This window comes from Streptomyces liliifuscus (assembly GCF_016598615.1).
Lineage (GTDB): Bacteria > Actinomycetota > Actinomycetes > Streptomycetales > Streptomycetaceae > Streptomyces > Streptomyces liliifuscus.
In genome coordinates, this window is record NZ_CP066831.1 from 6,123,906 (window position 1) to 6,148,064 (window position 24,159).

The 24,159-nt window shown below is 67.0% G+C and carries 17 protein-coding genes and 3 rRNA genes; 17 read left to right on the forward strand and 3 right to left on the reverse strand.

What is annotated here, in order from left to right; translation table 11 throughout:
- Window positions 1-55: 55 nt before the first annotated feature.
- Window positions 56-910: a hypothetical protein gene (locus JEQ17_RS26275; protein ID WP_200397494.1), complete on the reverse strand. Its 855-nt coding sequence runs from the start codon at window positions 908-910 to the stop codon at window positions 56-58.
- Between the two features lie 71 nt (window positions 911-981).
- On the opposite strand from JEQ17_RS26275, the gene JEQ17_RS26280 reads away from it, so the two are divergent.
- From JEQ17_RS26280 to ilvD, 4 genes are all read left to right on the forward strand, one after another.
- Window positions 982-1,914: a Ppx/GppA phosphatase family protein gene (locus tag JEQ17_RS26280; protein ID WP_200397495.1), complete on the forward strand. Its 933-nt coding sequence runs from the start codon at window positions 982-984 to the stop codon at window positions 1,912-1,914.
- Window positions 1,915-2,522: 608 nt separating this feature from the next.
- Window positions 2,523-3,347, forward strand: coding sequence for a sugar phosphate isomerase/epimerase family protein (locus JEQ17_RS26285; protein WP_200397496.1), 825 nt, complete (start codon window positions 2,523-2,525; stop codon window positions 3,345-3,347).
- Window positions 3,344-3,964, forward strand: a complete 621-nt coding sequence (locus tag JEQ17_RS26290; RefSeq protein ID WP_200397497.1) for a TetR/AcrR family transcriptional regulator — start codon at window positions 3,344-3,346, stop codon at window positions 3,962-3,964. Before JEQ17_RS26285 ends, JEQ17_RS26290 begins: the two co-directional genes overlap by 4 nt.
- 160 nt (window positions 3,965-4,124) lie before the next feature.
- Window positions 4,125-5,978 carry a dihydroxy-acid dehydratase gene (ilvD, locus tag JEQ17_RS26295; RefSeq protein WP_200397498.1) on the forward strand — a complete coding sequence of 618 codons (1,854 nt, stop codon included), beginning with the start codon at window positions 4,125-4,127 and terminating at the stop codon, window positions 5,976-5,978.
- Window positions 5,979-6,180: 202 nt separating this feature from the next.
- Here the strand turns inward: ilvD and JEQ17_RS26300 are convergent, their stop codons facing one another.
- Complete coding sequence (locus tag JEQ17_RS26300; RefSeq protein ID WP_200397499.1) at window positions 6,181-8,328, reverse strand: protein kinase domain-containing protein; 2,148 nt, start codon at window positions 8,326-8,328, stop codon at window positions 6,181-6,183.
- Between the two features lie 141 nt (window positions 8,329-8,469).
- Here JEQ17_RS26300 and JEQ17_RS26305 point away from each other — a divergent pair, with 141 nt between their 5' ends.
- The 7 genes from JEQ17_RS26305 (at window position 8,470) to proC (ending at window position 13,627) form a co-directional block, all read left to right on the forward strand.
- The gene (locus tag JEQ17_RS26305) at window positions 8,470-8,811 is read left to right on the forward strand and encodes a hypothetical protein (protein WP_200397500.1); all 342 of its coding nucleotides are present in this window, start codon (window positions 8,470-8,472) and stop codon (window positions 8,809-8,811) included.
- A 95-nt stretch (window positions 8,812-8,906) separates the two neighbouring features.
- On the forward strand, window positions 8,907-9,194 hold the full coding sequence (locus JEQ17_RS26310) for an SH3 domain-containing protein (RefSeq protein ID WP_234048779.1): 288 nt from the start codon (window positions 8,907-8,909) through the stop codon (window positions 9,192-9,194).
- Window positions 9,195-9,369: 175 nt separating this feature from the next.
- Window positions 9,370-9,852 carry an EamA/RhaT family transporter gene (locus tag JEQ17_RS26315; protein WP_200397502.1) on the forward strand — a complete coding sequence of 161 codons (483 nt, stop codon included), beginning with the start codon at window positions 9,370-9,372 and terminating at the stop codon, window positions 9,850-9,852.
- A gap of 225 nt (window positions 9,853-10,077) precedes the next feature.
- Window positions 10,078-10,863 carry a class I SAM-dependent methyltransferase gene (locus JEQ17_RS26320; protein WP_200397503.1) on the forward strand — a complete coding sequence of 262 codons (786 nt, stop codon included), beginning with the start codon at window positions 10,078-10,080 and terminating at the stop codon, window positions 10,861-10,863.
- A 213-nt stretch (window positions 10,864-11,076) separates the two neighbouring features.
- Window positions 11,077-11,895, forward strand: coding sequence for an ABC transporter ATP-binding protein (locus tag JEQ17_RS26325; RefSeq protein WP_200397504.1), 819 nt, complete (start codon window positions 11,077-11,079; stop codon window positions 11,893-11,895).
- Window positions 11,892-12,695, forward strand: coding sequence for an ABC transporter permease (locus tag JEQ17_RS26330; RefSeq protein WP_200397505.1), 804 nt, complete (start codon window positions 11,892-11,894; stop codon window positions 12,693-12,695). The genes JEQ17_RS26325 and JEQ17_RS26330 overlap by 4 nt, the downstream gene beginning before the upstream one ends.
- A 122-nt stretch (window positions 12,696-12,817) precedes the next feature.
- Complete coding sequence (gene proC / locus JEQ17_RS26335; protein ID WP_200397506.1) at window positions 12,818-13,627, forward strand: pyrroline-5-carboxylate reductase; 810 nt, start codon at window positions 12,818-12,820, stop codon at window positions 13,625-13,627.
- Between the two features lie 42 nt (window positions 13,628-13,669).
- Here proC and trpS read toward each other — a convergent pair whose 3' ends face one another.
- Window positions 13,670-14,668, reverse strand: a complete 999-nt coding sequence (gene trpS, locus JEQ17_RS26340) for a tryptophan--tRNA ligase (RefSeq protein ID WP_200397507.1) — start codon at window positions 14,666-14,668, stop codon at window positions 13,670-13,672.
- Window positions 14,669-15,515: 847 nt separating this feature from the next.
- Between trpS and JEQ17_RS26345 the strand changes: the two genes are divergently transcribed.
- The 6 genes from JEQ17_RS26345 to JEQ17_RS26370 all read left to right on the forward strand — a co-directional run bounded on the left by JEQ17_RS26345 (window position 15,516) and on the right by JEQ17_RS26370 (window position 23,874).
- Window positions 15,516-17,043 (forward strand): 16S ribosomal RNA (locus JEQ17_RS26345).
- 315 nt (window positions 17,044-17,358) lie between these two features.
- Window positions 17,359-20,479 (forward strand): 23S ribosomal RNA (locus JEQ17_RS26350).
- 101 nt (window positions 20,480-20,580) lie between these two features.
- Window positions 20,581-20,697: ribosomal RNA gene (gene rrf, locus JEQ17_RS26355) — 5S ribosomal RNA — on the forward strand.
- The 16S, 23S and 5S rRNA genes sit together here, the layout of an rRNA operon.
- Before the next feature lie 66 nt (window positions 20,698-20,763).
- The gene (locus JEQ17_RS26360; RefSeq protein ID WP_200397508.1) at window positions 20,764-21,411 is read left to right on the forward strand and encodes an HAD family hydrolase; all 648 of its coding nucleotides are present in this window, start codon (window positions 20,764-20,766) and stop codon (window positions 21,409-21,411) included.
- 119 nt (window positions 21,412-21,530) lie between these two features.
- Window positions 21,531-22,751, forward strand: coding sequence for an MFS transporter (locus JEQ17_RS26365; RefSeq protein WP_200397509.1), 1,221 nt, complete (start codon window positions 21,531-21,533; stop codon window positions 22,749-22,751).
- On the forward strand, window positions 22,702-23,874 hold the full coding sequence (locus JEQ17_RS26370; RefSeq protein ID WP_200397510.1) for an acetoin utilization protein AcuC: 1,173 nt from the start codon (window positions 22,702-22,704) through the stop codon (window positions 23,872-23,874). Before JEQ17_RS26365 ends, JEQ17_RS26370 begins: the two co-directional genes overlap by 50 nt.
- Window positions 23,875-24,159 lie beyond the last annotated feature (285 nt).

Sequence of the window (24,159 nt, forward strand, 5' to 3'; positions counted from 1 at the left end):
GGTCGCGCAGTTCCCCGCGCCCCTGAAGGGGCGCTGCCCCTCGACGGGGCGGCGCCTATCGGCCGGCCGGGTCCGCGGGATGCGGAGCCAGCAACGGCAGTTGCGAGGCCAGGCGCTCCTCGCACAGCTCGACCAGGCGGTCGTAGCCGGCCTTGCCCATCAGTTCGATCAGTTCCGGCCGGTACGAGACGTAGACCGGGTCGCCCGCGCCGTGCGCCGAGGTCGCCGACGTGCACCACCAGTGCAGGTCGTGGCCGCCAGGACCCCAGCCGCGCCGGTCGTACTCGCCGATCGAGACCTGGAGCACCCGCGTGTCGTCGGGCCGGTCGATCCACTCGTACGTACGCCGGACCGGCAGCTGCCAGCAGACGTCCGGCTTGGTCTCCAGGGGCTCGCGGCCCTCCTTGACGGCCAGGATGTGCAGCGAGCAGCCCGCGCCGCCCGCGAAGCCCGGCCGGTTCTGGAAGATGCACGAGCCCTGGTACGGCCGGGTCTGCCGGTCGCCGTCCTCGTCCTTCGAGACCCAGCCGGTCTCCGTCCCCACCTCGTGGTTCTGCCACATCTCCGGCGTGAGTCTCGCCACATGACCGGCGACGCGCTTCTCGTCGTCCTCGTCCGAGAAGTGGGCGCCCAGCGTGCAGCACCCGTCGTCCGCGCGGCCCGCCTGGATTCCCTGGCAGCCGCTTCCGAAGATGCAGTTCCAGCGAGAGGTCAGCCATGTCAGATCGCAGCGGAAGATCTGCTCGTCGTCGGCCGGATCCGGGAACTCCACCCACGCACGCGCGAAGTCGAGCCCCTTCTCGTCGCCCTGCTTCGGGAGGGCCGGGGACTTCTTGGACTTGGACGCCCCCTTGGCGGACTTGGCGGACGCTGCCGACTTGTCGGCCTTTGCCTTTTTCGTCTTTGGCACAGGTCCAGGGTAAGTGGCCGGGAAGCCATCCGGGGACGGCTGGGCGTTCCGCGCGCAGTAGCGTTCCGTACATGAGACTCGGTGTCCTCGACGTGGGTTCGAACACGGTGCATCTGCTGGTGGTGGATGCACACCCCGGCGCGCGCCCGCTGCCCGCGCATTCGCACAAGGCGGAGCTGCGGCTCGCCCAACTCCTCGACGAGAGCGGCGCGATCGATTCCGTAGGAGTCGACAAACTGATCGCCGTTGTCCAGGAGGCGCTGGAAGCCGCCGAGGACAAGGGCGTCGAGGACCTGCTGCCGTTCGCGACCTCCGCGGTGCGCGAGGCCAGCAACGCCGACGACGTGCTGGCCCGGGTGCGTGCCGAGACCGGCGTCGAGCTCCAGGTCCTCACCGGGGCCGAGGAGGCGCGGCTCACGTTCCTGGCGGCCCGCCGCTGGTTCGGCTGGTCGGCGGGGAAGCTGCTCGTCCTCGACATCGGCGGCGGCTCCCTGGAGATCGCGTACGGCATCGACGAGGAGCCGGACGCGGCGGCCTCGCTGCCGCTGGGCGCGGGGCGGCTGACCGCCGGCTGGCTGCCGAACGACCCCGCGGACCCGGCGGACATCAGGGCCCTGCGCCGCCATGTGCGGGCCCAGATCGCCCGTACGGTCGGGGAATTCAGCCGCTTCGGCGCCCCCGACCACGTGGTCGCGACCTCCAAGACCTTCCGGCAGCTGGCCCGTATCGCGGGGGCCGCCCGCTCGGCCGACGGCCTGTACGTCCAGCGCGAGCTCAAGCGCCGCTCCCTGGAGGACTGGGTCCCACGCCTCGCCGCCATGACCACCGCCGAACGCGCCGAACTCCCCGGCGTCTCCGACGGCCGCGCCAACCAGCTCCTCGCCGGCGCCATCGTCGCCGCCGGCGCCATGGACCTCTTCGCCGTAGAAACCCTGGAAATCTGCCCCTGGGCCCTAAGAGAGGGCGTAATCCTCCGAACCCTGGACCAGATGACCACCTCGTAGCCCCCACCCAGCCCCCGCGCCCCACCAGGGACACGGGAACGGCAACTTCTTGGGGCGCGGGGAGCGGCGCAACCTCTTGGGGCCGCGGGGATGGCGCGGTCTTTTGTGGAGCGCGGGGAGCGGCGCGATCTTCTAGAGGTGCGGGGACAGGCGCAGCTTTTTTTGGGGGCGCGGAGACGGGCGCATCTTTAGGGGCGCAGGGAACGGCGCGGTGGTTTGGGGAGCGCGACGAGCAGCGCCACTTTCCAGGGGTGCGGGGACGGGCGCATCTTTAGGGGCGCGGGGAACGGCGCGGTGGTTTGGGGAGCGCGACGAGCAGCGCCACCTTCCAGGGGTACGGGGACGGTCGCATCTTTCAGGGGCGCGGGGAACTGCGCGAGCAACCCATACCGACCGTCACTCGACACACAACCTCAGCCCACCCCCCCCCAGGGGCGCGGGGAACTGCGCAACAAGCCACACCCAACCCGCACCCACCCACAACCGGAACCCCCAACGGTGACCAGTCCCCGCGACCAGCCCCCGCGACCCGTCGCAGCCACCGTCACCCCCCGGCCAAAGCCCCCCACCCGAACACAACCACCAGACCCACCCCGTAACCTGTCCCCGTGGCAGAACCAGTCGTGCGCATCCCGGATGCGAAGGTCGCACTGTCCACGGCCTCCGTGTACCCGGAGTCGACGGCAACGGCCTTCGAGATCGCCGCGCGCCTCGGCTACGACGGCGTAGAGGTCATGGTCTGGACCGACCCGGTCAGCCAGGACATCGAGGCCCTCCGCCGCCTCAGCGACTACCACCAGGTCCCGATCCTCGCGATCCACGCCCCCTGCCTGCTCATCACCCAGCGCGTCTGGTCCACCGACCCGTGGACCAAGCTCCAGCGCGCCCAGGCGGCAGCCGAGAAACTGGGCGCGAGCACGGTCGTCGTACACCCCCCCTTCCGCTGGCAGCGCCAGTACGCACGCGACTTCGTCACCGGCATCTGGCAGATGGCGAACGAGACGGACGTACGGTTCGCCGTCGAAAACATGTACCCCTGGCGCTACCGCGACCGCGAGATGCTCGCCTACGCCCCCGACTGGGACGTCACGAAGGAGGACTACCGCCACTTCACGATCGATCTCAGCCACACGGCGACCGCCCGCTCGGACGCGCTCCAGATGATCGACCGCATGAGCGACCGCCTCGGCCACGTCCACCTCGCCGACGGCAACGGCTCCAACAAGGACGAGCACCTCGTCCCCGGCCGCGGCACGCAGCCCTGCGCCGAGCTGCTGGAACGCCTCGCCCTGTCCGGCTTCGACGGCCACGTCGTCATCGAGGTCAACACCCGCCGCGCCATGTCCAGCGCCGAACGCGAGGCCGACCTGGCGGAGGCCCTCGCCTTCACCCGCCTCCACCTGGCCTCGGCCGTACGGGTCCCGCGCTCGTGACCAGCGCCGCCCCGCGCCGCCGCGGACGCCCCTCCCACGCGGACTCCGCGGACGCCCCCGCCGCCCGCGACCGCATCCTGGCGGCGGCCCGCGAGGAGTTCTCCGAGCGGGGCTACGAGAAGACGTCCGTACGCGGCATCGCCAAGGCCGCCGGCGTGGACTCGGCGCTCGTGCACCACTACTTCGGCACCAAGGAGCAGGTCTTCGAGGCGTCCATCGAGGTCGCCTTCGGCCCCCTCCTGAGCGCCCCGGGCTCGATCGCGGAAGGCCCCCTCGACGGCGTCGGCGAGCGGCTGACCCGCTTCTTCTTCGGAGTCTGGGAGAACCCGGCCACCCGCAAGGCACTGCTCGCGATCATCCGCTCCGCCGTGAACAACGAGGTCGCGGCCACGGTCTTCCGCCGCCTCATCTCGGCCCAGATACTGCGCCGCGTCGCCGCCCAGCTGGACACGCCGGACGCCGAACTGCGCGCCGAACTCGCGGCGGCCCAGCTCGTGGGCATCGCGATGCTGCGGTACGTGATCAAGGTCGAGCCCCTGGCCTCGGCGAACCCGGAACAGATCATCGAGAGGGTCGCCCCGGTGATCCAGGCCCACCTGACCGCGCACCGTCTTTGACCGCGCACCGTCTTTAGCCGCACGGGGCTGTGACACGCCCCCACCGGACCCGCCCCCGAAAACCGAGACGCCCATCCCGTAATCCGGACACCGCGTCGGCAACCGGAACGACCGGCGTACGCTCGACGTGAGTCATTACTCTCCGAAGGAGCGAGCGACGATGCCCGAGCTGAGGTCCCGCACAGTCACCCACGGCCGCAACATGGCGGGCGCACGCGCCCTTATGCGCGCCTCCGGTGTACCGGGCGCGGACATCGGCCGCAAGCCGATCATCGCGGTGGCCAACAGCTTCACCGAGTTCGTGCCCGGCCACACCCACCTCCAGCCGGTCGGCCGGATCGTGAGCGAGGCGATCACGGCCGCGGGCGGCATCCCGCGCGAGTTCAACACGATCGCGGTCGACGACGGCATCGCGATGGGCCACGGAGGGATGCTCTACAGCCTCCCCTCCCGCGACCTGATCGCGGACAGCGTCGAGTACATGGTGGAGGCCCACTGCGCCGACGCCCTGATCTGCATCTCGAACTGCGACAAGATCACGCCCGGCATGCTGATGGCGGCCCTGCGCCTGAACATCCCGACGGTCTTCGTCTCCGGCGGCCCCATGGAGTCCGGCCGCGCGACCCTGGTCGACGGCACGGTCCGTACGCTCGACCTGGTCGACGCGATCTCCGACGCCGTGAACGACAAGATCTCGGACGAGGACATCCTCCGTATCGAGGAGAACGCCTGTCCGACCTGCGGCTCCTGTTCCGGCATGTTCACGGCCAACTCGATGAACTGCCTGACGGAGGCCATCGGCCTCTCGCTCCCCGGCAACGGCTCGGTCCTCGCCACACACACCGCCCGCAAGGCGCTGTACGAGGACGCGGGGCGCACGGTGATGGACATCACCCGCCGCTACTACGAGCAGGACGACGAGTCGGTCCTGCCGCGCAACATCGCCACGATCGCGGCCTTCGAGAACGCCATGGCGCTCGACATCGCCATGGGCGGCTCGACCAACACGATCCTGCACCTGCTGGCCGCCGCCCAGGAGGCGGGCGTCCCGTTCGGCCTGGACGAGATCAACGCGGTCTCGCGCCGCGTGCCCTGCCTCGCCAAGGTCGCGCCGAACGTGGCCAAGGACCGCACGTACTACATGGAGGACGTGCACCGCGCGGGCGGCATCCCGGCCCTGCTGGGCGAGCTGCACCGCGGCGGCCACCTGAACGAGGACGTGCACTCGGTCCACAGCCCGTCCCTCTCCGACTGGCTGAAGACCTGGGACGTCCGCGCCGGCTCCCCGTCCCCCGAGGCCCTGGAGCTGTGGCACGCGGCACCCGGCTGTGTCCGTTCCGCCGAGGCCTTCTCCCAGTCCGAGCGCTGGGAGGCCCTCGACGAGGACGCGGAGGGCGGCTGCATCCGCTCGGCGGAGCACGCGTACTCGAAGGACGGCGGACTGGCGGTCCTGAAGGGCAACCTCGCCGTCGACGGCTGTGTCGTGAAGACGGCAGGCGTGGACGAGTCGATCTGGACCTTCGAGGGCCCGGCGGTCGTCTGCGAGTCGCAGGAGGAGGCCGTCGACAAGATCCTCAAGAAGGAGATCACGCACGGCGACGTCGTGGTCATCCGCTACGAGGGCCCCAAGGGCGGCCCCGGCATGCAGGAGATGCTCTACCCGACGTCCTTCCTGAAGGGCCGCGGCCTCGGCAAGACCTGCGCCCTGATCACCGACGGCCGCTTCTCCGGCGGCACGTCCGGCCTGTCCATCGGCCACGCCTCCCCGGAGGCGGCCTCCGGCGGCACGATCGCCCTCGTCCGGGACGGCGACCGCATCCGCATCGACATCCCGAACCGCGGCATCGAGCTCCTGGTCTCCGACGAAGAGCTGGCCACCCGCCGCGAGGCCCTGGGCGGCGTCTACGCCCCGGCCGCCCGCGAGCGGAAGGTCTCCGCCGCCCTCCGCGCGTACGCGGCGATGGCGACCAGCGCCGACAAGGGCGCAGTCCGAGACGTCTCCAAACTCGGCTAGCCCGGCACCACCCCACGACGTGGACCCGCCCGGTCCTCACCACCGGGCGGGTTCGCCGTTCACGGGCCTCAATCCCTGCGCGGCTCAGTACGTGGGGCTCAATCCCTGCGGCGCCCGATGCGTGCGGCTCAACACGGCAGTCATGGCACGGCATGTCACCGTAGGGCTTGTCACGGGGCCCCGCGGACTACCAGCCGGCGGGCTACCAGCCCGCGGGCTTACGAGCATCCACCGCAAAGACACTGCCGTCCGGCGCGCTTCCGAAGACCTTCCCGTCCATGACCACGGGCAGAGGCAGCTCGGCCACCACTCGTGCCGTGTCGCCGCCGAGGCGAGGGCGGGTCTGGCCGAGGGGTTCGCCGCTCCGGACATCCGTGGCGAGAAGGCGACCGTCGGGTGCGGTGACGTACACGCGGCTGCCGGAGACCACGGGCCTCGACGGACGGCTGACCGATGTCTCAAGGCGCCATCGCTCGGCGCCCTTCCCGGCCCGGCGTGTGTCGACGGCCACGAGTGAACCGCCGACATCGCTGAGGTACACGACTCCACCGCTCTCCGCGGCCGAGGCCCGGTCGAGCGGAGTCGGCAGGGACACCCGGTGGACGCCCCGCTCTCCGCTCTTTCCGCTGTCGATCCGGACGATCGCGTTGACCAACTGATCGACGTTCGTCGCCATGAGGTGGACGGCCCCGTCCGGAGCGGCGAACGGGGTCAGGTTTCCGGCCGCCGATCTCGTCCACAGCACGCTGCCGCGATCCGCGGACACCGCGCTGACCTGTGTGGTGGATCCGTCGGCCGAGGGCGTCGCCGCGTAGAACACGCCCGCCTCGTCCGATCCGCCGATCCACTGCGTGCCGAGGCCGCCGAACTGCGAATCCCAGCGTTCCTCGCCGGTCGCGCTGTCCAGCGCCCGCACGTTGCCGCGTTCCCCGACGAGGAGTGTGGTGTCCGGCGTGTGCACGACGGACGCGTACGCGGAAATGTCGACGTCCCATTTCTGTTTCCCCGACCGGGGATCGAGCGCCCTGAGCCGGCTGCTGCTCGTGATGTGCAGCAGTCCACCGGACAACTCGGGCAGGGCTTTCGCGTCCGCCGAACCGTCACCGTCGGCCACGTCGTTCTTCTCGCCCGTGTCCCCGGCCTTGTGCGACCAGACGATCCGGCCGTCCGCGGGGTCGAGCCGCGCCGCCGGAATCCCTGGCGCCGAGCAGTACAGGGCGCCTCCACCGGCTGTACAGACCGGAGGCGTGCCCTGCGCCCGAGCGCTGCCGAGGCTCGTACTCCACGGCCGAAACGCTTCGGGGCTCGCCGCGGGGGAACCGGCCGACGGTGTCCTGGACGAGACCCATTCCCGTACGCCCAGGGCGCCTCCGACGGCCAGCGCGAGCGCGACGCCGACCGTCGTCGTCCGTCTGAGACGGCCGCGTGCGCGCGGGGGAGCGACGGGCTCCCGCCGCGGGCTCGCGGCGATGTGAGTCTCCTCCGGAGGGCGCCGCTGGGCGGGAATGCGGGGTGCCGATGCGGGTGCCGGCTGCCGCAGGGCGTCCATCACCTCGGCCGGCACGGGCCGTTCGTCGGGATCCTTCGCGAGGCAGCGCAGGATCAACGGCACCAGGTCGTCCGGGACACCTGCCAAGTCCGGTTCGTTGTGCACCACTTGGTACGCGACGATGTACGGGCTGTTGGAGTCGAAGGGGCCGCGGCCGGTTGCCGCGTGAGCGAGCACCGCGCCCATCGCGAACACGTCGGCGGCCGGTCCGACTTCCCTTGGCCGCTGGAACTGTTCGGGCGCCATGAAAGGCGGCGAACCGATCAACTTCCCCGTCTCCGTACGCAGATCACTGTCCGTCGGACGCGATATCCCGAAGTCGATGACCTTGGGGCCGTCGGGCGCGAGGAGAACGTTGCTCGGCTTGAGATCGCGGTGCACGACCCCGGCGCGATGGATGTCGCGCAGCGCCTCGGCCAGGCCCGCACCGAGCCTGCGCACCTCGTCGGGCTCCATCGCACCATTCCGCTTCACCTGCTCGGCGAGCGTCGGGCCGGGTATGAACAGCGTGGCCATCCACGGCAGTTCGGCATCCGGATCGGCGTCCACCACGGGTGCGGTGAAGGCCCCGCTCACCCGTCGGGCGGCGCTCACCTCCTGCCGGAAACGTGCCCTGAACTCAGGGTCCGCCGCGTACTCGGAATGCACGACCTTGATCGCCAGACGCAGCCCGGAAGCCGACGTCGCGAGATGCACCACGCCCATGCCGCCCGCGCCCAGGCATGACTCGAGGCGGTACTGCCCGGCGTATTCCGGGTGTTCCGCTTCCTTGCCGGGTCCGAAACTGCGCAGTGGGGCCATGGCCCACCCCCGTGATCTGTGTCCGCGAGCGCGACGCACGGAGCCTAGTCGATGGTGCGTGCGATGTCGGACGGGCTTGCTAGCCTGCGCGGGTCGCGTGTGAAAGACGTGCACAGGACAACATCAACGGGGGAGGCCGAAATGGCTGTTGAGGACAGAACGAGCACGGTCGAAGGCGCAGCAGAGGGGACGGCGACCGAGACACTGGCCGCCGCGGAAAGCACGGAGGCGCTGGCGGTCCGGTACTCCGTCGCTCCGGGCGTCCGTCTGAAGGTTCGCAGCGGACCCGGCACGCAGTACCAGCTCATCAAGGTGCTGCCGCTCGGAGCCCGCGTGCCGATCAACTGCCAGAAGCCCGGCGAATGGGTCACCGGCACCTACGGCACGACGAACATCTGGGACAACATCGCGAACGGTCAGTACGTCTCGGACGCGTACGTGAACACGGGCAGCGACGGCTACGTGGCACCGCGCTGCGCCTGAACCGCGCGAGGCACGAGATTCGAGAGGGGACACATATGAGGTTCGGCAAGGGCAGAGGAACTCTGATCGCCGGTGCGGCGGCCGGGGCATTCCTCATGGTCATGGGCTCGCCCACGTCCGCGAACGCGGCGGCGGTACGCACGTACCCGATCGCACCGGGCTACACCGTGAACGTCCGCAGCGGCCCGGGTACCGGTTACACCATCATCCGCACCCTGCCGGTGGGTTCCCAAGTCCCGATCTTCTGCCAGCGCCCGGGAGAGACGATCAGCGGGCCCTACGGCACGACGAACATCTGGGACAACATCGACAACGGTGCGTATGTCTCGGACGCGTACGTGAACACGGGCAGCGACGGCTACGTGGCACCGCGCTGCGCCTGAACCCCCTGCGTCCCTGAGCGGCATCCGAACGCTCGCAACGAGCCCGAACGTCATCGTCACGTCCGGCCTGTGGGACCCGAATCCGGACTCTGCGCCGGATTCGGGGCAGGGACGAGCCCGGGAGTCGCCGCCGCCCGCAGGCCACCGTGCCCGCGGGCGGGGCGATAATCGAGCCGTGAGCGACGAAACCGGTACCCCCACAGGACCCCGCCCCGAACCGATCCGTTTCTTCGGAACGACCTGGGTGGACCACGACGGCGGCTACGCGGGACGCCGTGCGGCAGTGGCCGCCGGCTCGTTGGCGGCCGCCGTGGCGAGCTGCCTGATTCTCCGCTTCGCCTACGAGGGCCTGGCGATCGCGGCCGTGGGCGGCTTCGTCACCCTCCTCGTCGTCGTGATGTTCGCGATCTGCAGCGCGATCGCCTTCCGCCGCACCTGGGAGGGCTTCACCGAGCGCCCCGACCCCGACACCCAGGCATCCCTCCGCGGCCTCCTCGCCATCGGCTTCGTGGGCGCGCTCCTGGCCTACTTCTTCCGCTCCCTCACGGAGGCCCCCGGCGAGAAACTCCACCGCCAGGAGTACGAGGCGGCTCGCGCCGAACACACCCGCCGAGCCTCCCGCCGAACGGGAAACCCGTCCCGCAAGCGCCACCGCTAGGGGCTCCGCCCCAGGCCTCGTGGGGTGGGCTTTCGGGTGCGTTGTCGTGTGCGGGTGAGTGGGGGCTTGTCGCGCAGTTCCCCGCGCCCCTTTGGTATTTCAGCCTCTCCGGCGTTTGAGGAGCGGGGGTTCGGGGGCTGGCCCCCGAAAAGGGACGGGAATGGGTAGGGGCGGCGGGGGCGAAAAACACTGTCCCCCACCCCCACCCAAGGCCACCATGGCGGCATGACCGCCTCCTCCCGCGCTCACCACCACACCCGAGCCCACTCCTTCAACGCCGCCGCAGCCCAGTACGCCGCAAACCGCCCCTCCTACCCACCCACCCTCTTCGACGCGATGGAGACCGCCGCAGGCCACCCCCTGGCAGGCGCCCGAGCCATAGACGTGGGCGCAGGCACAGGCATCGCAACCACTCTCCTGCACGCCCGCGGAGCGAACGTCGTAGCGGTCGAACCCGGCGCCGGCATGGCACGCCAGTTCCGCCGCACCCTCCCCGACGTCCCCCTCGTACGCGGCGACGGCAACGCCCTCCCCTTCACCGACGCCTCCGCCGACTTCGTGACGTACGCCCAGGCCTGGCACTGGACGGAGCCGGCCCGGGCCGCCCCGGAGGCGATGCGCGTCCTGCGCCCGGGCGGGGCGCTCGCCCTCTGGTGGAACATGGACGCCCTGGACATCCCGTGGATCGCCGCCCAGGAGCAACGCGTCGAGCGGTACTTCGGCGGCGACGCCGTCGGCAAGAAGGGCGGGACCTCCGCCCGCGCCGAGACCGCGTTCGCCGGCGCGATCACCGTCCCGGACATCACGCACCACCAGGTCCGCTGGACCCGCAACGTCCCCCTCGACACGCACCTCGCCAATATAGGCAGCCACTCGATCTTCCTCGTCCTCGGCGAGGAGGGCACGGCGTCCTTCCTCGCCGAGGAGCGCGAGCACCTCCTGGAGGTGTTCCCGGACGGCATCGTCGAGGAGACCTACGACGTCGACCTCCTCGTCGCACTCCGCCCCTGACCGCACTCGCCACCACCGGGCGCCCACCCCCCCCACCAGTAGGCGTCCCCCCACCACCGAACGCCCACCACTCCCCACCCGGCGCCCCCGTACCGCACGAGCCCCCAACCCCGCGCCTCAGCCCTGCCATGCCTCGCCCTGCCCCCGCCATACCCCAGCCACGCCCTCGCCCAGGCTTGACGCCTCCACCCCCGCAGGAGCATTATTCATCACATGATGAATTACTCGCCCGGCCCACCGGCCACCCCGCAGGAGCACCCCACGGCCCCAGCGGTCCACGCCGCCGAACTCACCGTCGTCCGAGGCGTCCGCCAGGTCCTCCGCGGACTCGACTTCGAGGTCCCCCGCGGCCAGATCACCGGCCTGCTCGGCCCCTCGGGATGCGGCAAGTCCACCCTGATGAGGTCGATCGTCGGCACCCAGGCCAAGGTCACCGGCACCCTGGACGTCCTTGGCCTCCCCGCGGGCCACGCCGCACTCCGCTCCCGGATCGGTTACGTCACCCAAGCCCCCTCCGTCTACGACGACCTGACCGTCCGCCAGAACCTGGACTACTTCGCCGCGATCCTCGACCCCGGCCGCACTGCCGCAGAGCGCCGCCACGAGAACGTCACCCACGCCATCGCCGACGTGGACCTCACCTCCCACGCCGACGCCCTCGCGGGCAACCTCTCCGGCGGCCAGCGCAGCCGTGTCTCCCTCGCCGTCGCCCTTCTCGGCACCCCCGAACTCCTCGTCCTGGACGAACCCACGGTCGGCCTCGACCCCGTACTCCGCCGCGACCTGTGGCAGCTCTTCCACACCATCGCCGCCGACCGGGGCGCCACCCTCCTCGTCTCCTCCCATGTCATGGACGAGGCCGAGCGCTGCCACCGCCTCCTCCTGATGCGCGAGGGCGAGATCCTCGCCGACGACACCCCGGACGCCCTGCGCACCCAGACCGGCACCGACACCGTCGAGGCCGCCTTCCTCCACCTGGTCGACGAGGCGATCGCGGCCGGCAACCAGTCCCGCAAGGAGTCCGTCCGATGAGCACCCCGACCACGACCCTCACCACGCGTCCGGGCACGGACAAATCCCCGAGGTCGAGCGCGATCAACTTCTCCCGCACCATCGCCACCGCGGCCCGCGTCCTGCGCCAGCTCCGCCACGACCCGCGCTCGATCGCGCTGATGATCCTGATCCCCTGCGTGATGCTCCTGCTGCTCCGCTACGTCTTCGACGGCAGCCCGCGCACCTTCGACTCCATCGGCGCCTCACTGCTCGGCATCTTCCCCCTCATCACGATGTTCCTGGTGACCTCCATCGCCACCCTCCGCGAACGCACCTCCGGCACCCTGGAACGCCTCCTCGCCATGCCCCTCGGCAAGGCCGACCTGATCGTCGGCTACGCCCTCGCCTTCGGCGCACTGGCCGTCATCCAGTCCGCCCTCGCCACCGGTCTCGCCGTCTGGGCCCTCGGTCTCGACGTCACGGGCTCGACCTGGCTCCTCCTTCTGGTGGCTCTTCTCGACGCCCTGCTCGGCACGGCCCTCGGCCTCTTCGTCTCGGCCTTCGCGTCCTCGGAGTTCCAGGCCGTCCAGTTCATGCCGGCCGTGATCTTCCCCCAGCTCCTCCTCTGCGGCCTGTTCACCCCGCGCCCCGACATGCACCCCGTACTCGAAGGCATCTCCAACGTCCTCCCCATGTCCTACGCCGTCGACGGCATGAACGAAGTCCTCAAGCACACCGACGTCACCGCCAACTTCATCCGCGACGCCTTGATCGTCGCGGCCTGCGCCCTCCTCGTACTGAGCCTCGGCGCGGCAACCCTCCGCCGCCGCACCGCGTAACACCGAGCACCACTCCTGCCCGCCGGACGACCGCGTCCCGCCCACCGGACAACGCGGCCCACCCCCACGTCCCCGGTGCGAGGATGGGCCTCGGACGACGCACCCCCGGAGGGCAACCGAACATGACCCAGAAAGTCGCAGTGCTCGGCACCGGCAAGATCGGCGAGGCCCTGCTCAGCGGAATGATCCGAGCCGGCTGGGCCCCCGCCGACCTCCTGGTCACGGCCCGCCGCCCCGAACGCGCCAGGGAACTCCAGGAGCGCCACGGCGTCACCCCGGTAACCAACGCCGAGGCGGCCAAGAGCGCCGACACCCTGATCCTCACGGTCAAGCCCCAGGACATGGGCACCCTCCTCGACGAACTCGCCCCGCACGTCCCCGCCGACCGCCTGGTCATCAGCGGCGCCGCGGGCATCCCCACCTCCTTCTTCGAGGAGCGCCTCGCCCAGAACACCCCCGTCGTCCGTGTCATGACGAACACCCCCGCCCTCGTCGACGAGGCCATGTCCGTCATCTCCGCCGGCAGCCACGCCACCGCCGAGCACCTCGCCCACGCCGAGGAGATCTTCGGCGCCGTCGGCAAGACCCTCCGCGTCCCCGAATCGCAGCAGGACGCCTGCACCGCCCTCTCCGGCTCGGGTCCGGCGTACTTCTTCTACCTGGTCGAGGCCATGACCGACGCCGGCATCCTGCTCGGTCTGCCCCGCGACAAGGCCCACGACCTCATCGTGCAGTCCGCGATCGGCGCCGCCGTAATGCTCCGCGACAGCGGCGAGCACCCCGTCAAGCTCCGCGAGAACGTCACGTCCCCCGCGGGCACCACGATCAACGCCATCCGCGAACTCGAGAACCACGGCGTACGAGCAGCCCTCATCGCCGCCCTGGAAGCCGCCCGCGACCGCAGCCGCGAACTGGCCTCCGGCAACAGCTAGGAGCCCCGGGGCCGGACCCGCCTCCGGCCCCACTGCTCCTCATCACATCGCCGGCAGCAGCCCGATCGCCCGGTACGCCGCGTCCACCCTCGGCCTCGCCATCTCCCTGGCCTTCTCCGCACCCTCCCGCAACACCCCTTCCACGTACGCAGGATCCGCGCACAACTCCTTGTGCCTCTGCTGTACGGGCCTGAGGAGCTCCACCACGGCCTCGGCGGTGTCCTTCTTCAAAGATCCGTACGACTCATATACACCGGCCAGGGCCTCCGGGTTCCCACTTCCGCACGCCGCGAGGATCTCCAGCAGATTCGAGACCCCGGGCCGGGCCTCCCGGTCGTACGACACGTCACGCCCGCTGTCGGTCACGGCCCGCATGACCTTCTTCCGGATCACCTCGGGCTCGTCGAGCAGATAGACGATCCCGGGCCCCACGTCGTCGGACTTCCCCATCTTCGACGTCGGCTCCTGCAGGTTCATGACTCGCGTCGCCACCTCCGGAAGCGTGGCCCGCGGCACCACGAACGTGTGCCCGTGCCGCTGGTTGAACCGCACCGCCAGATCCCGGGTCAGCTCCACGTGCTGCGCCTGGTCGTCACCCACCGGCACCTCGTCGGTCCCGTACGCCAGGATGTCCGCCGCCATCAGCACGGGATACGTCAGCAGCGACAGCCGCACACTCCCGCCCCGCGCCCGCTCGGCCGCGGCCTTCTCCTTGTACTGGATCATCCGCCGCATCTCGCCGTCCGTGGCCACGCACTCCAGCAGGTACGACAATCGCGCGTGCTCATCGACATGGCTCTGGGCGAAGACGGTGCACAACTTCGGATCGAGCCCAGTGGCCAGCAGCAGCGTGGCCGCCTGCCTACTGAGCCTGCGCACCCGGCCGGGATCGTGGTCCACGGTCAGCGCGTGCAGGTCGACGATGCAGAACAGAGCGTCGGCCTCGTGCTGATCGACCGCACTCCAGCGCCGCATCGCCCCCAGGTAGTTCCCCAACGTCAGATGCCCGGTCGGCTTGACCCCGCTGAAGACCCGCTTCATTCCTCTACCTCCTGGTCGAGGCCGCCACCACCGCCGGCCGGCGCTCCAGGAGGGAGAAACGAGAACGGCCGCCGAGGCGGCGGCCGTTGAGTACACGCGTATGTACGGCCGCCGTCAGGCGGCCCACCACAGTTGGGTGCACGCGTGCGTAGTCATGCCCCCGAGAGTACGCCTCCAGGGCGCCTCCCGGCGTGAAGTTGACACGCCCTGGACCCCTACGTAGTGTTCTCCGAGTTGTCCGACGTGAGCGCCGACTCCGGTTGGTCCCCGGACAGCCATTCCGTAACAAGCACACAGCGATCGACGATCCGTCGTCGGGCCGTTTTCATGCGCGTTTGCGAAATGAGGAATCCGCGTTCGAAAGGGCGCGACCCCGATTAGCTCGGGGGCCAGGATTCCGCTAAAGTCTCACTCGTCGGAACGGCCCAACAGCCGCGAAGACAGCCCGCTCTGACCGGGAATCAGGCCCGAAAGGATCTGATAGAGTCGGAACCGCCGGAAAGGGAAACGCGAAAGCGAAAACCTGGAAAGCACCGAGGAAATCGGATCGGAAAACGGTCTGATAGAGTCGGAAACGCAAGACCGAAGGGAAGCGCCCGGAGGAAAGCCCGAGAGGGTGAGTACGAAGGAAGCGTCCGTTCCTTGAGAACTCAACAGCGTGCCAAAAATCAACGCCAGATATGTTGATACCCCGTCTCCGGTCGTCATGGCCGAAGATGAGGTTCCTTTGAAAAAGTCCTGCCGGGCATTGTTCCGGCAGGCGCACAGCGAGGACGCAGTGAACGACCGGTCTTATTCCGGCTGGTTGTTCCGCTCTCGTGTGTGTCGTCCCGATTACGGGAATACATTCACGGAGAGTTTGATCCTGGCTCAGGACGAACGCTGGCGGCGTGCTTAACACATGCAAGTCGAACGATGAAGCCCTTCGGGGTGGATTAGTGGCGAACGGGTGAGTAACACGTGGGCAATCTGCCCTTCACTCTGGGACAAGCCCTGGAAACGGGGTCTAATACCGGATAACACTCCTGCCCGCATGGGTGGGGGTTGAAAGCTCCGGCGGTGAAGGATGAGCCCGCGGCCTATCAGCTTGTTGGTGAGGTAGAAGCTCACCAAGGCGACGACGGGTAGCCGGCCTGAGAGGGCGACCGGCCACACTGGGACTGAGACACGGCCCAGACTCCTACGGGAGGCAGCAGTGGGGAATATTGCACAATGGGCGAAAGCCTGATGCAGCGACGCCGCGTGAGGGATGACGGCCTTCGGGTTGTAAACCTCTTTCAGCAGGGAAGAAGCGAAAGTGACGGTACCTGCAGAAGAAGCGCCGGCTAACTACGTGCCAGCAGCCGCGGTAATACGTAGGGCGCAAGCGTTGTCCGGAATTATTGGGCGTAAAGAGCTCGTAGGCGGTCTGTCGCGTCGGATGTGAAAGCCCGGGGCTTAACCCCGGGTCTGCATTCGATACGGGCAGACTAGAGTGTGGTAGGGGAGATCGGAATTCCTGGTGTAGCGGTGAAATGCGCAGATATCAGGAGGAACACCGGTGGCGAAGGCGGATCTCTGGGCCATTACTGACGCTGAGGAGCGAAAGCGTGGGGAGCGAACAGGATTAGATACCCTGGTAGTCCACGCCGTAAACGGTGGGAACTAGGTGTTGGCGACATTCCACGTCGTCGGTGCCGCAGCTAACGCATTAAGTTCCCCGCCTGGGGAGTACGGCCGCAAGGCTAAAACTCAAAGGAATTGACGGGGGCCCGCACAAGCAGCGGAGCATGTGGCTTAATTCGACGCAACGCGAAGAACCTTACCAAGGCTTGACATCGCCCGGAAAGCATCAGAGATGGTGCCCCCCTTGTGGTCGGGTGACAGGTGGTGCATGGCTGTCGTCAGCTCGTGTCGTGAGATGTTGGGTTAAGTCCCGCAACGAGCGCAACCCTTGTTCTGTGTTGCCAGCAACCTCTTCGGAGGGTTGGGGACTCACAGGAGACTGCCGGGGTCAACTCGGAGGAAGGTGGGGACGACGTCAAGTCATCATGCCCCTTATGTCTTGGGCTGCACACGTGCTACAATGGCAGGTACAATGAGCTGCGATGTCGCAAGGCGGAGCGAATCTCAAAAAGCCTGTCTCAGTTCGGATTGGGGTCTGCAACTCGACCCCATGAAGTCGGAGTTGCTAGTAATCGCAGATCAGCATTGCTGCGGTGAATACGTTCCCGGGCCTTGTACACACCGCCCGTCACGTCACGAAAGTCGGTAACACCCGAAGCCGGTGGCCCAACCCCCTTGTGGGGAGGGAGCTGTCGAAGGTGGGACTGGCGATTGGGACGAAGTCGTAACAAGGTAGCCGTACCGGAAGGTGCGGCTGGATCACCTCCTTTCTAAGGAGCACTTCTTACCGAGTCCTTCGGGACGAGGTCAGAGGCCAGTACATCGGCGAATGTCCGGTGCTGGTTGCTCAAGGGTGGAACGTTGATTATTCGGCACTCTCAGTCTTCTCTGGCTGCAAGTACTGTCCTTCGGGGCGTGGAAAGCAGACCTGGGGGTCGGGGGTGTCGGGCACGCTGTTGGGTGTCTGAGGGTACGGACCTTGTGTCTGGATCTTCAGTGCCGGCCCCGGTACAGCATCGCGTAAGCGGTGTGTGACGGGTGGTTGGTCGTTGTTTGAGAACTGCACAGTGGACGCGAGCATCTGTGGCCAAGTTTTTAAGGGCGCACGGTGGATGCCTTGGTACCAGGAACCGATGAAGGACGTGGGAGGCCACGATAGTCCCCGGGGAGCCGTCAACCAGGCTTTGATCCGGGGGTTTCCGAATGGGGAAACCCGGCAGTCGTCATGGGCTGTCACCCACATCTGAACACATAGGGTGTGTGGAGGGAACGCGGGGAAGTGAAACATCTCAGTACCCGCAGGAAGAGAAAACAACCGTGATTCCGGGAGTAGTGGCGAGCGAAACCGGATGAGGCCAAACCGTATACGTGTGAGACCCGGCAGGGGTTGCGTGTACGGGGTTGTGGGATCTCTCTTTCACAGTCTGCCGGCTGTGAGACGAGTCAGAAACCGTTGGTGTAGGCGAAGGACATGCGAAAGGTCCGGCGTAGAGGGTAAGACCCCGTAGTCGAAACATCAACGGCTCGTTTGAGAGACACCCAAGTAGCACGGGGCCCGAGAAATCCCGTGTGAATCTGGCGGGACCACCCGCTAAGCCTAAATATTCCCTGGTGACCGATAGCGGATAGTACCGTGAGGGAATGGTGAAAAGTACCGCGGGAGCGGAGTGAAATAGTACCTGAAACCGTGTGCCTACAAGCCGTGGGAGCGTCGCTCATCAAGTTTACTTGGTGGGTCGTGACTGCGTGCCTTTTGAAGAATGAGCCTGCGAGTTTGCGGTGTGTTGCGAGGTTAACCCGTGTGGGGAAGCCGTAGCGAAAGCGAGTCCGAACAGGGCGATATAGTAGCGCGCTCAAGACCCGAAGCGGAGTGATCTAGCCATGGGCAGGTTGAAGCGGCTGTAAGAGGTCGTGGAGGACCGAACCCACCAGGGTTGAAAACCTGGGGGATGACCTGTGGTTAGGGGTGAAAGGCCAATCAAACTCCGTGATAGCTGGTTCTCCCCGAAATGCATTTAGGTGCAGCGTCGTGTGTTTCTTGCCGGAGGTAGAGCACTGGATAGGCGATGGGCCCTACCGGGTTACTGACCTTAGCCAAACTCCGAATGCCGGTAAGTGAGAGCACGGCAGTGAGACTGTGGGGATAAGCTCCATGGTCGAGAGGAAACAGCCCAGAGCATCGACTAAGGCCCCTAAGCGTACGCTAAGTGGGAAAGGATGTGGAGTCGCAGAGACAACCAGGAGGTTGGCTTAGAAGCAGCCACCCTTGAAAGAGTGCGTAATAGCTCACTGGTCTAGTGATTCCGCGCCGACAATGTAGCGGGGCTCAAGCGTACCGCCGAAGTCGTGTCATTCGTACACATATCCCCAACGGGAGTACGGATGGGTAGGGGAGCGTCGTGTGCCGGGTGAAGCCGCAGCGGAAGCTAGTGGTGGACGGTTCACGAGTGAGAATGCAGGCATGAGTAGCGATACACACGTGAGAAACGTGTGCGCCGATTGACTAAGGGTTCCTGGGTCAAGCTGATCTGCCCAGGGTAAGTCGGGACCTAAGGCGAGGCCGACAGGCGTAGTCGATGGATAACCGGTTGATATTCCGGTACCCGCTGTGAAGCGTCAAACATTGAACCAGGCGATGCTAAGTCCGTGAAGCCGCCCTGGAGCCTTCGGGCAAAGGGGAGTGGTGGAGCCGACGGACCAGACCTGTAGTAGGTGAGTGATGGGGTGACGCAGGAAGGTAGTCCAGCCCGGGCGGTGGTTGTCCCGGGGTAAGGGTGTAGGCCGAGTGGTAGGTAAATCCGCTACTCATCAAGGCTGAGACCTGATGCCGAGCCGATTGTGGTGAAGTGGATGATCCTATGCTGTCGAGAAAAGCCTCTAGCGAGTTTCATGGCGGCCCGTACCCTAAACCGACTCAGGTGGTCAGGTAGAGAATACCGAGGCGTTCGGGTGAACTATGGTTAAGGAACTCGGCAAAATGCCCCCGTAACTTCGGGAGAAGGGGGGCCATCACTGGTGATCGGATTTACTCCGTGAGCTGGGGGTGGCCGCAGAGACCAGCGAGAAGCGACTGTTTACTAAAAACACAGGTCCGTGCGAAGCCGTAAGGCGATGTATACGGACTGACGCCTGCCCGGTGCTGGAACGTTAAGGGGACCGGTTAGTGCACTTTCGGGTGTGCGAAGCTGAGAACTTAAGCGCCAGTAAACGGCGGTGGTAACTATAACCATCCTAAGGTAGCGAAATTCCTTGTCGGGTAAGTTCCGACCTGCACGAATGGCGTAACGACTTCTCGACTGTCTCAACCATAGGCCCGGTGAAATTGCACTACGAGTAAAGATGCTCGTTTCGCGCAGCAGGACGGAAAGACCCCGGGACCTTTACTACAGTTTGATATTGGTGTTCGGTTCGGCTTGTGTAGGATAGCTGGGAGACTGTGAAGTCATGGCGCCAGCCATGGTGGAGTCGTCGTTGAAATACCAGTCTGGTCGTGCTGGATGTCTAACCTGGGTCCGTGATCCGGATCAGGGACAGTGTCTGATGGGTAGTTTAACTGGGGCGGTTGCCTCCTAAAGAGTAACGGAGGCGCCCAAAGGTTCCCTCAGCCTGGTTGGCAATCAGGTGTTGAGTGTAAGTGCACAAGGGAGCTTGACTGTGAGACCGACGGGTCGAGCAGGGACGAAAGTCGGGACTAGTGATCCGGCGGTGGCTTGTGGAAGCGCCGTCGCTCAACGGATAAAAGGTACCCCGGGGATAACAGGCTGATCTTCCCCAAGAGTCCATATCGACGGGATGGTTTGGCACCTCGATGTCGGCTCGTCGCATCCTGGGGCTGGAGTCGGTCCCAAGGGTTGGGCTGTTCGCCCATTAAAGCGGTACGCGAGCTGGGTTTAGAACGTCGTGAGACAGTTCGGTCCCTATCCGCTGTGCGCGTAGGAATATTGAGAAGGGCTGTCCCTAGTACGAGAGGACCGGGACGGACGAACCTCTGGTGTGCCAGTTGTCCTGCCAAGGGCATGGCTGGTTGGCTACGTTCGGGAGGGATAACCGCTGAAAGCATCTAAGCGGGAAGCCTGCTTCGAGATGAGTATTCCCACCAACTAGATTGGTTAAGGCTCCCAGTAGACGACTGGGTTGATAGGCCGGATGTGGAAGCCCTGTAAGGGGTGAAGCTGACTGGTACTAATAGGCCGAGGGCTTGTCCTCAGTTGCTCGCGTCCACTGTGTCAGTTCTGAAATAACGAACGACACGTCTCCCCTCCTGGGCCACAGGGGGGTTGAGGCACCGGTTCAGAATTTCATAGTGTTTCGGTGGTCATAGCGTGAGGGAAACGCCCGGTTACATTCCGAACCCGGAAGCTAAGCCTTACAGCGCCGATGGTACTGCAGGGGGGACCCTGTGGGAGAGTAGGACACCGCCGAACAAAATTTGAATAAGAAAAGCCCCCGCACTTCGGTGCGGGGGCTTTTTTGTGTTTAGGGTCTTTGTTATGCGCTACGACCTGGTGATCTTCGACAACGACGGCGTCCTCGTGGACAGTGAGCCGATCTCCAACACGCTGCTGGCCGCCTATCTCACCGAGCTGGGGCACCCCACCTCGTACGAGGAGTCCCTGCGCGACTACATGGGCGCCGCCATGCATCGTGTACACGACTTGGTCGAGGAGCGGACCGGGGAGCGGCTGCCCGCCGACTTCGACGATGTCTTTCATGCGCGGGTGTTCGCCGCGTTCGAGCGGGAGTTGGAGCCGGTGGCGGGGGCCGTGGAGGTCCTGGAGAAGCTGGCCGCGGACAGGGTTCCGTACTGTGTGGCGTCGTCGGGGAGTCATGAGCGGATCCGGGTCGGGCACCGGAAGACCGGTCTTGACCGGTGGTTCGACGACGGGCGGATCTTCAGTTCGCAGGACGTGGGGCGGGGGAAGCCGGCGCCGGATCTGTTCCTTCACGCCGCCGAGCGCATGGGAGTGCCGCCGGAGAAGTGCCTTGTCGTCGAGGACAGTCCGCTCGGGGTGCGGGCGGCCGTCGCGGCCGGGATGGATGTGTACGGGTTCACGGCGATGACGCCGGCCGAGCGGTTGGCGGGGGCGGACCGGCTCTTCGGGGACATGGGCGAGCTGATCGGCCTGCTGCAGAGCTGACTTGGCGCCCGCCCGGCCGCCGAGTTGATCTCAAGTTGATCTTCCAGCGCCAGAGTTGAACAAAATTCATCTTTGAACCGTCTACCCACGAGTAAGCCGGAGCCCTACGCTGAGCCGCCATGACAGATGTGCTGCGGCGTGGCCGGGCTTCATTGGCATTCAGCTTCTTCGCCCAGGGCGTTGCCTTCGCGCTGCTCGTGACACGAATACCCGCGATCCAGGACCGGTACGGGATATCCGACGCCCTGCTGCCCGCCTTCCTCGCGGCCGTGCCGATCCTCGCCGGGGTCGGCAGTGTCTGCACCGAGCACTTGGTGAAGAGGGTGCCGGCCAGTCACGTACTGCGTTGGTCGCAGCCGGTCGTGCTGCTGGCGCTGCTCGGGGTGGGGGCCGGTGACGGGCTGTGGGCGATCGGGCTGTCGCTCGCCGCCTTCGGGCTGGCCGTCGGATCGCTCGACGCCTCCATGAACATGCTCGGGGTGAGCCTTCAGCACAGGTACGGGCGCAGCATCATGCTCGGGTTCCACGCGGCGTTCAGCCTGGGCGGGATCGTCGGAGCGTCGCTCGCGTGGGTGGGGGCGCACTGGGACCTGGCGTTGTTCGTGTCGTATCTGCCGGTCGTCGTGGTGCTGTTGCCCGCGGCGTTCGTGGGGAGCCGGTGGTACGTCGACGGGAGCGGGCCCGAGGCCGAGGCGAAGGCGCAGGGCGCGGACGGGAGTGGTGGCGTCGGGTTCAAGTTGCTGCTGCCACTGTGTCTGGTGATGGCCGTCGCGTACATCGGGGATTCGACCGTCTCCAACTGGAGTGCCAAGTATCTGCAGGACGTGCTCGGCAGTTCGGAGCAGCTGGCGACCGTTCCGTACAACGTCTATATGGTCACCACGCTCATCGGGCGAGCTGTCGGGGACTTCGGGGTGCGGCGGTTCGGGGCCGTGATGGTGGTACGGGCCGGTGCGGTGGTCGCGGCGGTGGGGTTCGCGGTGGTGGCGGGGGCGCCGGGGGCCTGGGTCGGGATGCTCGGCTTCACGTTGCTGGGGTTCGGGTTGTGCGTGATCGTGCCGCAGACCTTCGCGGCCGCCGGACGGCTGTTCCCGGGAGCTGCGGATGCGGCCGTCGCCCGACTGAATATCTTCAACTATGTGGGCTTCTTGATCGGTTCGCCCTTGGTGGGAGCTCTGGGTGATGCGTGGAGTTATCGGGGGGCCATGCTCGTGCCGATGGTGTTGGTGCTGGTGACGTTGGTGTACGCCAAGTCGTTCGCTTCTGAACCTTCCCGATACGGTGACGGGCATGAGCGGCCGCGCACAGCTGATGTGGGACGAGGCAGTAACGGGCTATGACTTCGGCCCGGATCACCCGATGGATCCGGTCCGGTTGGCGCTGACCCGGCGACTGGTCGATGCCTTCGGGCTCGACCGGGAGGTCGAGGTGGTCTCGGCCAAGCCGGCCGGGGACTCGACCCTGCGGCTTGTGCACCGGGAGGACTACATCGAGGCGGTCAAGGCCGCCTCTGTGGATCCGAGGGGTGCGGACGGGGCGTACGGGCTGGGGACCATGGACGATCCCGCGTTCGCCGGGATGCACGAGGTGTCCGCGCTGATCGCCGGGCAGTCGGTGGGGGCCGCCGAGGCCGTGTGGCGGGGTGAGGCGCTGCACGCGGTGAACTTCGCGGGTGGGCTTCATCATGCGATGCCCGGCGGTGCGTCGGGGTTCTGTATCTACAACGACGCTTCCTTGGCCATTGCCCGGTTGCTGGAGCTCGGGGCCGAGCGGGTCGTGTACGTGGATGTGGACGTGCATCACGGGGACGGGGTGCAGGCCGCGTTCTGGGAGGATCCGCGGGTGCTGACCGTGTCCTTGCACGAGCATCCTCGGACCCTGTTTCCGCAGACCGGGTGGCCGGAGGAGACCGGGGCCGCGTCCGCGGAGGGGTCCGCGGTGAACGTGGCGTTGCCCGCCGGGACCGGGGACGCGGGGTGGTTGCGGGCCTTTCACTCCGTCGTGCCGGAGTTGGTCGCGGACTTTCGGCCGCAGGTGCTGGTGACTCAGCACGGGGCCGATACGCACTTCGAGGATCCGCTCGCTCATCTTGCCGTGTCGTTGGATGCGCAGCGGGCTGTGCAGGTGGCCTGCCATGAGCTGGCGCACGAGTACGCCGAGGGGCGGTGGGTCGCTCTTGGTGGGGGCGGGTATGCCGTGGTGGATGTGGTGCCTCGGTCGTGGACGCATCTGGTGGCTGTTGCTGCGGGGCGGGAGATTGCGCCGGAGACGGTGGTTCCTGAGGGGTGGCGGCAGGAGGTTTTTGCTCGTACGCGGCAACTGGCGCCTGCTCGGATGACTGATGGGCGGTGGCCTGTGTCGTGGAAGGGGTGGGAGTCGGGGTATGACCCCGCCGATCGTCTTGACCAGGCTGTGCTTGCTGCGCGGCGGGCTGTGTTTCCGTTGCGGGGGTTGTTGGCGTAGGGCTCTGCCCGGGGGAGGGGATGGGTTTTTTCTCGCCCCCGCCGCCCCTACCCATTCCCGTCCCTGACTCAGGGGCTCCGCCCCCGAACCCCCAAAGACCAAAAGACTGCGCAGTTCCCCGCGCCCCTTAGGTCTTTAGGGGCGCGGGGAACTGCGCGATCAGCCCCCACCCACCCGCACGCGAAATCGCACCCCACGGGGTCTGGGGCGGAGCCCCAGGGGACGGGAATGGGTAGGGGCGGCGGGGGCGAAGGACAGCCCCCGACGTCCGACTCGACCTAGACC